General features: G+C 61.7%; 11 protein-coding genes. 4 read left to right on the forward strand and 7 right to left on the reverse strand.

The genetic code is table 11. The features are described from left to right. Positions 1 to 65 precede the first annotated feature (65 nt). The 3 genes from phoB to PKE98_RS01105 all read left to right on the forward strand — a co-directional run bounded on the left by phoB (position 66) and on the right by PKE98_RS01105 (position 3538). Entirely contained in the window at positions 66 to 755 is a 690-nt protein-coding gene (phoB, locus tag PKE98_RS01095) for a phosphate regulon transcriptional regulator PhoB (protein WP_108095202.1), read from the forward strand. Positions 756 to 773: 18 nt separating this feature from the next. Continuing rightward, positions 774 to 2072, forward strand: coding sequence for a phosphate regulon sensor histidine kinase PhoR (gene phoR / locus PKE98_RS01100; protein WP_271193373.1), 1299 nt, complete (start codon positions 774 to 776; stop codon positions 2070 to 2072). Positions 2073 to 2197: 125 nt separating this feature from the next. Continuing rightward, positions 2198 to 3538, forward strand: coding sequence for a hemolysin family protein (locus PKE98_RS01105; protein ID WP_271193374.1), 1341 nt, complete (start codon positions 2198 to 2200; stop codon positions 3536 to 3538). A gap of 738 nt (positions 3539 to 4276) precedes the next feature. Here the strand turns inward: PKE98_RS01105 and PKE98_RS01110 are convergent. From PKE98_RS01110 to PKE98_RS01140, 7 genes are all read right to left on the reverse strand, one after another. Next, positions 4277 to 5905 carry a GMC family oxidoreductase gene (locus tag PKE98_RS01110; protein ID WP_271193375.1) on the reverse strand — a complete coding sequence of 543 codons (1629 nt, stop codon included), beginning with the start codon at positions 5903 to 5905 and terminating at the stop codon, positions 4277 to 4279. 145 nt (positions 5906 to 6050) lie between these two features. After that, complete coding sequence (locus PKE98_RS01115) at positions 6051 to 6854, reverse strand: ABC transporter ATP-binding protein (RefSeq protein WP_271193933.1); 804 nt, start codon at positions 6852 to 6854, stop codon at positions 6051 to 6053. A gap of 20 nt (positions 6855 to 6874) precedes the next feature. After that, positions 6875 to 7678, reverse strand: a complete 804-nt coding sequence (locus tag PKE98_RS01120; RefSeq protein ID WP_271193376.1) for an ABC transporter permease — start codon at positions 7676 to 7678, stop codon at positions 6875 to 6877. Between the two features lie 76 nt (positions 7679 to 7754). After that, positions 7755 to 8729, reverse strand: a complete 975-nt coding sequence (locus tag PKE98_RS01125; RefSeq protein ID WP_271193377.1) for an ABC transporter substrate-binding protein — start codon at positions 8727 to 8729, stop codon at positions 7755 to 7757. A 199-nt stretch (positions 8730 to 8928) separates the two neighbouring features. Next, the gene (locus PKE98_RS01130; RefSeq protein WP_271193378.1) at positions 8929 to 10308 is read right to left on the reverse strand and encodes an aspartate aminotransferase family protein; all 1380 of its coding nucleotides are present in this window, start codon (positions 10306 to 10308) and stop codon (positions 8929 to 8931) included. A 22-nt stretch (positions 10309 to 10330) separates the two neighbouring features. After that, positions 10331 to 11818, reverse strand: coding sequence for an aldehyde dehydrogenase (locus PKE98_RS01135; RefSeq protein ID WP_271193379.1), 1488 nt, complete (start codon positions 11816 to 11818; stop codon positions 10331 to 10333). A gap of 243 nt (positions 11819 to 12061) precedes the next feature. Beyond that, the gene (locus PKE98_RS01140) at positions 12062 to 12841 is read right to left on the reverse strand and encodes a carbon-nitrogen hydrolase family protein (RefSeq protein ID WP_271193380.1); all 780 of its coding nucleotides are present in this window, start codon (positions 12839 to 12841) and stop codon (positions 12062 to 12064) included. Between the two features lie 176 nt (positions 12842 to 13017). Here PKE98_RS01140 and PKE98_RS01145 point away from each other — a divergent pair, with 176 nt between their 5' ends. Beyond that, positions 13018 to 13938, forward strand: a complete 921-nt coding sequence (locus tag PKE98_RS01145) for a LysR family transcriptional regulator (protein ID WP_271193381.1) — start codon at positions 13018 to 13020, stop codon at positions 13936 to 13938. The last annotated feature ends 58 nt before the right edge of the window (positions 13939 to 13996 follow it).

Genomic DNA, 13996 nt, shown 5'->3' on the forward strand with positions numbered 1-13996 from the left:
ACAGCTGCAATAATTCCGTTATCTAATGCGGCGCAAGACAGATTAAACGACCCGAGGTTGGCTCCATGGTTGGCAAGAACATCCTGATCGTTGATGACGAAGCGCCGATTCGCGAAATGATCGCTGTTGCGCTGGAAATGGCTGGGTACGAGTGCCTGGAAGCCGAAAATACCCAGCAAGCCCACGCCATCATTGTCGATCGCAAGCCCGACCTCATCCTGCTCGACTGGATGCTGCCCGGCACCTCCGGCATCGAACTGGCCCGACGCCTCAAGCGCGACGAGCTGACCGGGAATATCCCGATCATCATGCTCACCGCCAAAGGTGAAGAGGACAACAAGATCCAGGGTCTGGAAGTAGGCGCAGATGACTACATCACCAAGCCCTTCTCGCCACGCGAGCTGGTAGCGCGCCTCAAAGCCGTACTGCGCCGCGCCGGCACCGGCGACAGCGACACCCCGATCGAAGTCGGCGGCCTGCTGCTCGACCCCATCAGCCACCGCGTCACCATCGACGGCAAGCCTGCCGACATGGGCCCGACCGAATACCGCCTGCTGCAATTCTTCATGACCCACCAGGAACGCGCCTACACCCGCGGCCAGTTGCTGGACCAGGTCTGGGGCGGCAACGTGTACGTAGAAGAACGTACCGTCGACGTGCATATCCGCCGCCTGCGCAAGGCCTTGGGCGAGGTGTACGAGAACCTGGTACAAACCGTGCGCGGCACCGGGTATCGTTTCTCCACCAAAAGCTAGTTCGGGAAAAAACCCAGAGTGAATCAAGACTGGCGTGGCGTAGTTATCCGCCGCTTGTTACTGCTGATCGCCGGCTGCCTGCTGGTGGGCCTGATCAGTGGTGAATATGCCTGGAGCCTGGTGGTGGGCCTGGGTGCCTACCTGGGCTGGACCCTCGCTCAGTTGCTGCGTCTGCACAACTGGCTCAAGCACCACCAGACCGACCAGCCGCCGCCCGATGGCTATGGCCTGTGGGGCGAGGTATTCGACAGCATCTACCACCTGCAACGCCGCGACCAACGTGTGCGCGGGCGCCTGCAAGCGGTAATTGACCGCGTGCAGGAATCCACCGCCGCGCTGAGAGATGCCGTGGTCATGCTCGACAGTGACGGCAATCTGGAATGGTGGAACCGCGCCGCCGAAACCCTGCTGGGCCTGAAAACCCCGCAAGACAGTGGCCAGCCGGTGACCAACCTGGTGCGCCACCCGCGCTTCAAAGACTATTTCGAACTGCCCGCACACCCCGAGCCGCTGGAGTTGATTTCGCCGGTCAACGATCGCATGCACCTGCAGTTCCACATCACGCAGTACGGCAATGGCGAACACCTGATGCTGGTGCGCGATATCACCCGCATGCATCAGCTGGAACAGATGCGTAAGGACTTTATCGCCAACGTCTCCCACGAACTGCGCACGCCGCTTACCGTGATCTCCGGCTACCTGGAAACCCTGCTCGATAACGTCGACGACGTGAACCCGCGCTGGCTGCGCGCGCTGCAACAGATGCAGCAGCAAGGCGGGCGCATGCAGAACCTGCTCAACGATCTGTTGCTGCTGGCCAAGCTCGAGGCCACCGACTACCCCTCGGATAACCAGCCGGTGTCGGTCGATTTGTTGCTGCTGTCGATCAAGGGCGATGCCCAGGCGCTGTCCAACGACCGCCACCGCATCACGCTGGAAGCCGACAATAGCGTTCGCCTCAAAGGCAGCGAAGCGGAGCTGCGCAGCGCGTTCTCCAACCTGGTGTTCAACGCGGTGAAGTACACGCCCGACAACGGCGAAATCCGGGTGCGCTGGTGGGCCGACGAGCACGGCGCGCACCTCTCGGTGCAAGACAGCGGCATCGGCATCGACGCCAAGCACCTGCCGCGCCTGACCGAACGCTTCTACCGGGTAGACTCCAGCCGCGCCTCCAATACCGGCGGCACCGGGCTGGGGCTGGCCATCGTCAAGCACGTGCTGCTGCGCCACCGCGCACGCCTGGATATCAGCAGCGTAATGGGCAAGGGCAGCACATTTACTTGCCACTTTGCGCCGGCGCAGGTGGTCAGACGGTAAACCTGCACTGTTCGACGCTGGGCAAGCGCGCCGCGAGCGGCTAGTCTGCTGATTCGCCTGGGCCTGTTGCCCGGCCCCTAATCGACACCCTTTACCTATAAATCCGGACACTCTGAACCACCCCTATGGACCCTTCTCCTAGTTACGACGCCGCCACGTATTTCGCCGACTTCGGCCTTATCCTCTTCGCACTCCTGCTGGTTCTGCTAAACGGCTTCTTCGTTGCAGCGGAATTCGCCATCGTCAAACTGCGCGCCACCCGTGTGGACGCCATCGCCGCCAAGAACGGCTGGCGCGGCCATATCCTGCGCACGGTGCACAACCAGCTCGACGCCTACCTGTCCGCCTGCCAACTGGGTATTACCTTGGCATCGCTTGGCCTGGGTTGGGTGGGGGAGCCGGCGTTCGCCGAACTGCTGACACCGCTGTTGCACAGCCTGGGCGTGGACTCGCCGCAGCTGGTGCACGGCATCGCGTTCTTCACCGCGTTCTTTATCATTTCCTACCTGCACATCGTGGTGGGTGAGCTGGCCCCCAAATCCTGGGCGATTCGCCAGCCGGAACTGCTGTCGCTGTGGACGGCCGCGCCCCTGTACCTGTTCTACTGGGCCATGTACCCGGCCATCTTTATCCTCAACGCCAGCGCCAACGCCATTCTGCGTATCGCCGGTCAGGGTGAACCCGGCCCGCACCACGAGCACCACTACAGCCGCGACGAACTGAAACTGATCCTGCACTCCAGCCGCGCCAGCGACCCGAGCGACCAGGACATGCGCGTACTGGCTTCGGCCGTGGAAATGGGCGAGCTGGAAGTGGTCGACTGGGCCAACTCCCGTGAAGACCTGGTGTACCTGAACCTGAATGCCGAGCTGCACGAAGTGTTCACCGTGTTCCGCCGCCACAAATACAGCCGCTACCCGGTGTACAACGAAGAGACCGAAGAATTCGTCGGCGTGCTGCATATCAAGGATTTGCTGCTGCACCTGTCGCTGCTGGAAATGCTGCCCTCGGCACTGAAAATCAGCGACCTGATGATGCCGGTGGAGCGCGTGACCCGGCATATGCCGCTGTCCAGCCTGCTGGAAGAATTCCGCAAAGGCGGCTCGCACTTCGCCCTAGTAGAAGAAGCCGACGGCAAGGTGATCGGCTACCTCACCATGGAAGACGTGCTGGAAGCCCTGGTGGGCGATATTCAGGACGAACACCGCAAGGCCGAGCGCGGCATCCTCGCCTACCAGCCCGGCAAACTGCTGGTGCGCGGCGACACACCGCTGTTCAAAGTCGAGCGCCTGCTGGGCGTTGACCTGGACCATATCGAAGCCGAAACCCTGGCCGGGCTGATCTACGAAACCCTCAACCGCATGCCGGAAGAGGAAGAAGTGCTCGACGTTGAAGGCCTGCGCATCATCATCAAGAAGATGAAAGGGCCGAAGGTGATTCTGGCCAAGGTTGTGAAGCTGGATTAATCCAGCTGCCAAGCCGCCGTCGTTCTCGCGCAGGCGGGAACCCAGAATTTCGCAGGAGAACGTCGGTGATTCAGCCATCACCGCGCCTGGGTCCCAGCCTACGCTGGGACGACGGTGAGTTGGGTGGCGGGCTTCGTTACCTTCCACGCCACAACCATCTGCGCCGCCTTCTCCGCAATCATGATGATGGCCACCGTTGTGAAGCTGGATACCAAGCTTCCAAGCAAAACCTCCGTCGTCCCGGCGCAGGCCGGGACCCAGAATTTTGCAGGAGAACGTCGGTGATTCGGCCATCACCGCGCCTGGGTCCCAGCCTACGCTGGGACGACGGTGGGTTGGGTGGCGGGATTCGTCACCTTCCACGCCACAATCACCTGCGCCGCCTTCTCCGCAATCATGATGACCACGGTTGTGAAGCTATACCGAGCTTCCAAGCAAAACCTCCGTCGTCCCGGCGCAGGCCGGGATCCAGAATTTCGCAGGAGAACGTCGGTGATTCGGCCATCACCGCGCCTGGGTCCCAGCCTACGCTGGGACGACCGTGTTTTGGGCGGCGAGCTTCGTTAACCTCCCCGCCTCTGCGCCGCCTTCTCTCTCCAATCATGATGATGACCACGGTTGTGAAGCTGGATTAACCCAGCTTCCAAGCAAAACCTCCGTCGTCCCGGCGCAGGCCGGGATCCAGAATTTTGCAGGAGAACGTCGGTGATTCGGCCATCACCGCGCCTGGGTCCCAGCCTACGCTGGGACGACGGTGGGTTGGGTGGCGGGATTCGTCACCTTCCCCGCCACAATCATCTGCGCCGCCTTCTCGCCAATCATGATGCACGGCGCATTGGTGTTGCCGCTGATCAGCGTCGGCATGATCGAGGCATCGGCCACCCGCAGCCCTTGCACGCCAATCACGTCCAGCTGCGGCGTCACCACGCTCATGGCGTCCACGCCCATCTTGCAGGTGCCCACCGGGTGGAACACGGTGGCGGCGTATTCGCGGATATAGGCCATCAGTTGTTCATCGCTCTGCACCTGGGCGCCGGGCAGCATTTCCTTGCCGCGCAAACCGTCGAAGCTGCTGTCGGCCAATACTTTGCGCGCCAATTTCAGTCCTTCGATCAGCACCTTGGCGTCGTCCATATCGGCGAGAAAGTTGTAGTCGATCTCCAACTCCCGTTGCGGGCTCAGGCGCAGTTCACCAATGGACTTGGGCCGCAATACGCAGGTGTGCACGGCATAGCCATGCCCCCACTCGAACAGCCGCCCACGGTGGCTGCGGTAACCAGGCACAAAGTGAAACTGCACATCCGGCAATGCGCCTGCCAACGGTGTACGGGCAAAGCCGCCGGCTTCGACGTAGTTGGTGGTCAGCCAGCCTTTTTTCTGCAGTAGATACTTGAAGGGCGAGGCCAGAATGCTGCCCAGCGACCCCCAGGAAAACCCGAGCGTAAGCGGGCTGGCCGAGCGCACGGTAACCAGGCCGTCGAGGTGGTCTTGCAGGTTTTTGCCGACGCCCGGCAAGTCACACACCACCGGCACACCGGCCGCTTCCAGCTCGGCACGCGGGCCGATGCCGGAGTTCAGCAGAATCTGCGGCGAACCCAGGGCGCCGGCACACAAAATCACTTCGCGGCTGCAGTTCAAGGTGACCGGCTGGCCGTCCTGAAGCAGGTTCAAACCGCGCACCTGCGTGCCTTCGAAGACAAGCGATTGCACGTTGCAGCCGGTCAGCACCTTCAGGTTCGGTCGGTCACTTACGGGTGCCACAAAGGCACGGTAGGCCGACAGTCGCTTGGCGTCTTTTTGCGTCAGGTTGTAGATGCCGGCGCCTTCCAAGTCGCCGCCATTGAAGTCGTCATTGGCCTTGATGCCTACACGCCCGGCCGCTTTTACAAACAGCGCCGACAGCGGGTTGGGGTCACGCGCACGGTCCACCAGCAGCTCGCCAAGGGTGCCGTGCAACGCCGGGTTCTGCCCCAGCAGGTTACGCTCGGATTTCTTGAATAGCGGCAGCACGTCCGCCCAGCTCCAGCCGACACAGCCTTGCTCGGCCCAGCGGTCGTAGTCCGATGCATCGCCGCGGATGTAGATCATGCTGTTCATCGAACTGGAACCGCCCAGGGCTTTGCCTCGCGGTGTATGCAGGCGGCGGTTGTTGAGTTCTTTCTGCGGCGTGGAAAAGAAATTCCAGCTGAAGACCTTGCTCTTGTACAAGGTGATGGTGCCGGCCGGGGTTTGCACCCGTGGGCTGGCATCGCTGCCGCCGGCTTCGAGCAGGCACACGCGCACGGCGGGGTCGGCGCTCAGGCGGTTGGCCAGCACGCAGCCGGCGGAGCCGGCGCCGACGATGATGTAGTCGAATTGCTCAGACATGGATGGCCTCGGTCTGTACCAAAACCACCGTCATCCCGGCGTAGGCCGGGATCCAGGCGCGGTGATGCAGAAGCACCGACGTATTCCTGCGAAATTCTGGATTCCAGCCTGCGCTGGAATGACGGTGTGTGGGTGAAGAATGGGGTTAATGAACCTCAGCGAGGTCATCGTGCAGCAGCTCCAGAATCCGCCGCTTCATGCGAATAAACTCCGGCTCCATCACCACGTCCATGGAGCGCGGACGGTCGATGGGCACATCCAACACTTCCTTGATCCGCCCGGGCCGCGCGCCCATCACGTAGATGCGGTCAGCCAGCAGAATGGCTTCGTCGATGTCGTGGGTCACGAACACCACGGTCTTCTTGGCGTTACCCCACACCTGCAACAGCAGCTGTTGCATCTGCAGGCGGGTCTGGCTGTCGAGGGCGCCAAAGGGTTCGTCCATCAAAAGAATCTGCGGGTCGTTGGCCAGGGCACGGGCAATGGCCACGCGCTGCATCATGCCGCCCGACAGTTGCTTGGGGTAATGCTGGGCAAACTTGGCCAGGCCCACTTCGTTGAGGTAGAACTCGACGATGGTGTTGATTTCATCACCCGGCAGACCGCGACGTTTGAGGCCGAACTCGATGTTCTGGCGCACGGTCAGCCAGGGAAACAGCGTGTAGCTCTGGAACACCATGCCACGATCGGCGCCCGGCCCGTCGACCTTTTTGCCGCCGACATAAATGGCGCCGTCACTCGGCTCGGAAAGACCGGCCGTGAGGTACAGCAAGCTGGATTTGCCGCAGCCCGAGGGCCCGACGATGACTGCAAACTGCTGGTCCGGCACTTCGAACGACACGTTGTCCAACGCCGTGAATGTCTCGCCACTGGGCGACTGGTAACGCAGGCTGACACCCTCCACCTTCAGGCGGCTTTCAACGGCGGCGTACTCGCTTAAGGCCGGCATGATGTAGGGCTTGGTGGAGGCTACTGTGCCCATGCGGCAATCCTCAGACGGAGCAGGCGGAAAAGTTGGTCGGTGATCAGGCCCAGCAGGCCGATGATGGCGATGGCGAGGAAAATCACGTCCACCTGAAAACCACGCATGGCTTTGAGGCTGATGTAACCCAGGCCACTGGAGGCGGCCACCAGTTCGGCGACTACCAGGTAAGTCCAGGCCCAGCCCATGGTTACGCGCAGGGTGTCGAGCACGCCGGGCAGGGATGCCGGGCCGAGCACGTGAAACACCACATCGCGGCGGGTGGCGCCGAGGGTGTAGCTGGCATTGACCAGGTCCTTGGAAACGCCTTTGGACACATCGGCAATCATTACCAACTGCTGGAAGAAGGTGCCGAAAATAATCACCGCCACCCGCTGCTCCAGGCCGATGCCGATCCACAGAATGAACAGCGGCACGAACGAGGTCACCGGCAGGTAACGGATAAAGTTCACCAGGGGTTCGAGGAACGCCTGCACGATACGGAAGCTGCCCATCAGCAGCCCCAGCGGCACGGCCACCAGGGAGGAAATGGCGAAGCCGATCAGCACCACCTCAAGGCTGGCGCCCACGTGTTTGGCCAGGGTGCCATCGTTGGTCAGGCGCACGGCGGCATCGAACACCGCACCCGGTGTGGGCAGGAACATGTTGGGTACCACGCCGCCATACGACAGGCCGACCCACAGGCCCAGTACCGCCAGCCAGCACAGCGTGCTGGCGGCAAAAATGATTTTCACCGGCAGGCCGACCTTGGGGGTCAGGCAGCGGTTGATCCAGGAACGAGCAGTGGCCACAGCGCCACCTCCACATAAGGCAGGGAAACAAGGCACAGAGAAGCACGCCGCGTGCCGGAACACGCGGCGCGAAGGCTTACGGCGTGACGAAACGGGTATCCACCAGGTCGTCATAGCTCACCGCGAATGGCTTGCCTTGCAGCTCGCTCCAGGTTTCGTTGGCGAGTTTGATGATCTCGGCGATGTCGCCGGATTTACCTTTGGTGCCGAGCAGTTTCTCGCTCATTGCCTGGTCGTAGAACTTCACGCCCTTGGCTGCTTCTGCCAGGTCTTCAGGCTTGGACAGGTAGCCGCCCACGCCTTTGGCCATGATGGTGTAAGCCTCTTTTGGATGGTCCTTGGTGTACTGCACGGCCTTGTACAGACCGGCCACCAGGGCTTTCACATCCGCAGGCTGTTTCTCGATCACATCACACGACAGCGCAACCACATCGACGATCACCCCCGGTGTGGCCGAGCTGTCGACCAGCACGTCGCCGGTGCCTTTCTGCTTGACCATGGTCAGGTTTGGCTCCCAGGTCACGGCGGCTGGAATACGGCCGGCGATAAAGGCGCTGGCGGCGTCGTCGGCGGTCATGTTCTGCACCTCGACGTCGGCCATGCTCATGCCTTCTTTCTTCAGCAAATACGACAGCCAGAACTGCGACACCGAGCCCTCGTTTACGGCAACCGATTTGCCTTTGAGGTCTTTGATGCTCTTGATGTCTTTGGTGACCACGATGCCATCGCCGCCATGGCTTTCATCCAGCGCGGCCACGGTTTTGAAGCAGAAGTCTTTGGAGCGGTATTTGAGAATTTCGTCGATGGTGGACGCTGAACCCGAGAGCTTGCCCGAGGCCTGAGCGGCCATGTACATGGAGGCTTCTTCAATGGTGGTCAGTTCCAGGTCCAGGCCGGCATCCTTGAAATAGCCAAGATCGCGGGCCAGGTACAGGGTGCCGTAGCCCACCCAGGTGGTGTGACCGATCGACAATTTGCCCGCCTGCGCACCCGTGGCGACGGCGGCTAGAACGAGGGACAGCGAGACACGCTTGAGCAAGGACTTACGCATGGAACACTCCCACAGCCTGAAGGCTTAGTTATTGATTGAATTGCGGGGCAGTAATGGCCAGCGGCCAAGGTATTCCGTGACCCGGCCTCTGTCGGGCGGGGTTCTTGTTCTGCGGTGTTGCGTCATTCGGTGAAGCGGTGCGCGAAGCACACCCTACGAGGCGTACGACCGTAGGGTGTGCTTCGCGCACCAAGCGATCTCAAAGCAAACCGATCTCCTGCGCCGTGCGGTCCACCGCACGCTTGGTCTTGGCCACCAACTCATCCAGCTCAGCACGGGTGGCCACCAGCGCCGGCGCCATGATCATGCGGCCCAGGGTCGAGCGAATGATCAACCCCTCTTCAAAGCCGATGGTGCGGCAGCGCCAGGCAATGTCGTTTTCATTGGCAAAGCGTTTGCGCGTGGCTTTGTCTTCGGCAAATTGCAGCGCGGCGACCAGGCCCGCACCTTGAATTTCGCCCACCAATGGGTGGTTGCCGAACACCTCACGCAGGCAGCTTTGCAAGTATGGGCCGGTGTCGGTTTTCACCTGGGTAACTACGCCTTCATCGCGCAGCGCCTTGAGGTTGGCAATGGCAACCGCCGCGGCGACCGGGTGACCGGAATAGGTCAGGCCGTGGGCGAACACACCGCCCTGCTCCACCAGCACTTGGGCCATGCGCTTGCTGAGAATCAGGCCGCCCATGGGGATATAACCGGAGGTCAGGCCCTTGGCGATGGACAGGGTGTCGGGCTCGAACCCGAAGTATTCATGAGCGAACCATTCGCCGGTGCGGCCGAAGCCACCAATCACTTCGTCGGCGCACAGCAGCACGTCGTACTTCTTGCAGATGCGCTGAATTTCGGGCCAGTAGCTTTGCGGCGGGAAGATCATGCCGCCGGCACCCTGGAACGGCTCGGCAATAAAACCGGCAATGTTCTCGGCACCCACCGCGAGGATTTTTTCTTCCAGTTGCTGCGCCGCTTTCAAACCAAATTCGGCCGGCGTGAGGTTGCCTTCGTGGGCAAACCAGTACGGCTCATCGATGTGCTCCACGTCGGGAATCATGCCGCCCATTTCGTGCATGAATTTCATGCCGCCCAGGGCCGTGGCCGCGAGGGTGGAGCCGTGGTAACCGTTCCAGCGGCCGATCATGATTTTCTTCTCGGGCTTGCCGAGAATCTGCCAATAACGGCGCACGGTGCGGATCAGCACCTCGTTGGCCTCGGAGCCGGAGTTGGTGTAGATCGCGTGGCTGTAGTGGCCCGGCAACAGGCTAAACAGCAGCTCGGAAAGCTCGACCACCGACGGGTGGGTGGTGTGGAAAAACATGTTGTAGTACGGCAGTTGCTCCATCTGCTGGGTCGCAGCGGCCGACAGGTCGCGGCGGCCGTAACCGAGGTTTGTGCACCACAAGCCCGACATGCCGTCGAGGTAGCTGTTGCCGTCGTTGTCCCACAGGTGCAAACGCTCGCCACGCACAATCACCCGCGGCCCTTCGGCGTTCAGCGCTTTCTGGTCGAGAAAGGCGTGGATGTGGTGGGCGGCGTCAGAGGCTTGGTAGTCGCTGGTTGCGCGTTTGGACGTCGGGGCAGTCATCTCAAAGTCTCCGGATCTTTTCTTATCGCAGCTGGAACCAGGTGGTTTTCAACTGGGTGTATTTATCAAACGAATGCAGGGATAGGTCGCGGCCAAAACCCGATTGCTTGCCGCCGCCAAATGGCGTGCTGACGTCCAGTGCGTCGACGGTGTTCACTGACACGGTACCGGCGCGCAATTGCCGGGCCACACGATGGGCGCGGTGCAGGTTGTCGGTCCACAGCGAAGCGGCCAGGCCATAGATGCTGTCGTTGGCCAGGCGCACGGCCTCTTCTTCGCTGTCGAACGGAATGACCGCCAACACCGGGCCGAACACTTCTTCCTGTGCCAGGCGCATGGCCGGCGTCACGCCGGTAAAGATGGTCGGCTGAATAAAGTTGTTGGAGCCGTTGAAGCTCAGTTGCTCGCCGCCACAGGCCAGTTGTGCGCCTTCTTCGAGGGCGCTGCGGATATAGCCCATTACGCGCTCCGTCTGGCGCGCTTCAACGATGGCGCCGGTGGTGCTTTTCGGGTTCAGCGGGTCGCCCGGCTGCCAGCCTTGTGCCTTGGCAATCAGGCGCTCGACAAACTCATCGTGAACCGAGCGCTCCACCAGCAACCGCGAGTTGGCCGAGCACACTTCGCCCTGGTTGAAGAAAATGCCGAACGCGGCTTTTTCTGCCGCCAGGTCCAGGTCGCAATCGGCGAACACCAGGTTGGCGCTCTTGCCGCCGCACTCCAGCCACACCTGCTTGAGGTTGGACTGGGCCGAGTACTGCATAAAATATTTGCCCACCTCGGTGGAGCCAGTAAAAGCCAGGCAGTCGATATCCGGGTGCAGGCCCATGGCCTTGCCAGCGTGTTCGCCCAGGCCCGGCAGCACGTTGAGCACGCCCGCCGGAATACCGGCCTCCAGCGCCAGCTCGGCCAGGCGCAGTGCCGAGAACGGCGACTGCTCGGCCGGTTTCAGCAGCACCGAGTTACCGGCAGCCAGGGCCGGCGCGAGTTTCCAGGCGGCCATGTCCAGGGGGAAATTCCACGGCACTACGGCGGCGACCACACCCAAGGCTTCACGGGTGATGGTGGCGAGTACGTTCTGCGCGCTGGGGGCGACTTCGTCGTAGAGCTTGTCCAGCGCCTCGGCGTACCAACGAAACACGCCAGCGGCGCCCGGCACGTCGACGTTATAGGCATCCATTACCGGCTTGCCCATGTTCAGCGAATCCAGCAGCGCCAATTCTTCGCGGTGCTCGAGAATCAGCTCGGCCAGGCGCAGCAGCACGGCCTTACGCTCGGTGGGAGAACGACGGGACCATACCCCGGCTTCGAATGCCTGACGCGCCGCACGAACGGCAGCCTCCACATCCACATCGCCACAGGCCGCCACCTGGGCCAGCGTTTGCCCCGTTGCCGGGTTGATCGCCGCAAAGGTTGCCCCGGACTGTGCTGGCACCTGTTGCCCGGCAATAAACGCCAGGGTTGGAAAACGCAGGTTGGCTGCCCGTTGCTGCCAGTCAGTTAACTCAAACACCCCGTCGCCCTCTCGCCGATAAACTTTTGGTGAGAGCGATGGTGGCGGAACGGGCTGGATAGGAAAATTATTAAAAATGTCTTCGGGGTATATGAAAAAGCTGCTTTGGGCTGCACCAGCGTGGTGCCAGACGCTGGATTATTGTGCATAACCTCGCCAACCCCGGCGAACGCCACGCCCCGTAGGGTGTGCTCCGCGCACCGGGCGGTCCGGCGGCGTCCGCCTTGGTGCGCAGAGCACACCCTACGAGGTGTAAATTTCGGGTCTGCGGCCGGCCAGATACGGAAAGGTGCTTGCCTGCGCCTCCCGCTGCCCATGGTCCAGATCCACCACCAACAGCGCCTCGCCATTGGCCGCGCTGGCCAGCTTGCTGCCATCGGGCGCTGCCACGCAGGAGCCACCGAGAAACGCCAGGCCGGCCTCGATACCGCTGTGGTTGCAGTAGGCGACAAACAACTGATTCTCCACGGCACGGGCCGGCACGATCAGGTTAGGCACCGCGCCGTATTCCGGGGTCAACGCGGTGGGGATCAGCAGCAGCTCGGCGCCTTGCAAGGTCAGCTTGCGCACGTTTTCCGGAAACTCCACATCGAAGCAGATCAGCAAACCGATGCGCCAGCCATTGAATTCGAACGGCTGCTCCAGGCGTTCGCCGGGTGTAAACAAAGTGCGCTCGAAGGCGCCGAACAAATGGGTTTTGCGGTAGTTGCACAGGCGGTTGCCGGTGGCGTCGATAAGCTGTGCGGCGTTATAGGGTTTACCGCCGCTTTCATGGCTTTCGGCGTAGCCGTAGCAGATGGCAATGCCGTGCTCGCGGGCAAGCGTTGCGATGCGCTGGGCGGACGGGCCATCGGCAGGCTCTGCCGGCTGCGCGCGCAGGTTATAGCCGCCCAGCCACAACTCTGAACACAGCAATAACTGCGCACCAGAAGCGGCAGCGGCGCGCGCTTGCACGGCCAGGTCGGCGAGGTTGGCGGCGATATCGCCGGGGTGTCCTTCGGTTTGCCAGAGCGCCAGACGCATGCTGCTACCTCCCTTGTTTTTATGCTGAGTGTGTACGGGTTTTGCTACGAGCCGGCTACGGTTGTAGCAAGCAACCGGCCAAGAAAAATATGCCCTGTGCTGCGTAAAAAGGTGTGCACGCCCGGCCCCGCCAACGCGGTAAGGTGTGCACGGAAATGTCTTACCCGAGGTTTGTCGTGGCTGCCTATACCCTGCGCCAACTTAAATATTTCGTCACCACCGTGGAATGCGGCAGCGTCGCCGAGGCTTCGCGCAAGCTGTATATCGCCCAGCCGTCGATCTCCACGGCGATCAAGGGGCTGGAAGAAAGCTTTGGCGTGCAGCTGTTTATTCGCCACCACGCCCAGGGTGTATCGCTCACCCCCAGCGGCGCGCGTTTTTACCGAAAGGCGCAGGAGTTGTTGCGCATGGCCAAGGAGTTCGAACAGAACGCCCTGGCCGATAACGACATCATTGCCGGGCAGATCGATATCGGCTGTTTTGAAACCGTGGCACCGCTGTATTTGCCGCGTTTGATTGCCGGCTTCAACGCGCTCTACCCGGGCGTGGAAATCCGCATCCGCGACGGTGAGCAACAGGAGCTGGTGCAGGGCCTGACCTCCGGCAGCTTCGATCTGGCGATCCTCTACGACCACGACCTGGACGGCACCATCGAAACCCAGGCACTAATGCCACCGGCGCGCCCCTACGCCCTGCTGCCAGCCGACCACCGCTTTGCCCAGCAGGCCCAGGTGTCGCTGCGTGACCTGGCGCTGGAACCGATGATTCTGCTCGACGTACTGCCCAGCCGAACCTACTTCGTCAGCCTGTTCGAAGAACTGGGCCTGACCCCGCATATCGCCTTCAGCTCACCCTCCATCGAAATGGTGCGCGGCATGGTCGGGCAAGGGTTCGGGTTCTCAGTGCTGGTGACGCGGCCGCATTCGGAATGCACGTATGACGGGCAGAAGGTGGTGGCGGTGAATATCGCCGAAGACGTGACCGGCTCGGGGTTGGTGGCGGCGTGGTTGAAGCGCTCGCAGTTGACCAAGGTGGCGCAGTTGTTTGCCGATTATTGCCAGCAGGAGTTGGCCGCGGAAAAGCTGCCCTCACCCTAACCCTCTCCCGTAAACGGGAGAGGGGACTTGATCGGGGTCTTAGCAGCTAACGCGATCT

Source organism: Pseudomonas turukhanskensis, from assembly GCF_027922365.1.
Lineage (GTDB): Bacteria > Pseudomonadota > Gammaproteobacteria > Pseudomonadales > Pseudomonadaceae > Aquipseudomonas > Aquipseudomonas turukhanskensis.

Bases quoted from the DNA above. Each gene is read 5' to 3' on its own strand.
- phoB (WP_108095202.1), top strand. From the start codon at position 66: ATGGTTGGCAAGAACATCCTGATCGTTGATGACGAAGCGCCGATTCGC.
- PKE98_RS01105 (WP_271193374.1), top strand. From the start codon at position 2,198: ATGGACCCTTCTCCTAGTTACGACGCCGCCACGTATTTCGCCGACTTC.
- PKE98_RS01110 (WP_271193375.1), bottom strand. From the start codon at position 5,905: ATGTCTGAGCAATTCGACTACATCATCGTCGGCGCCGGCTCCGCCGGC.
- PKE98_RS01115 (WP_271193933.1), bottom strand. From the start codon at position 6,854: ATGCCGGCCTTAAGCGAGTACGCCGCCGTTGAAAGCCGCCTGAAGGTG.
- PKE98_RS01125 (WP_271193377.1), bottom strand. From the start codon at position 8,729: ATGCGTAAGTCCTTGCTCAAGCGTGTCTCGCTGTCCCTCGTTCTAGCC.
- PKE98_RS01130 (WP_271193378.1), bottom strand. From the start codon at position 10,308: ATGACTGCCCCGACGTCCAAACGCGCAACCAGCGACTACCAAGCCTCT.
- PKE98_RS01140 (WP_271193380.1), bottom strand. From the start codon at position 12,841: ATGCGTCTGGCGCTCTGGCAAACCGAAGGACACCCCGGCGATATCGCC.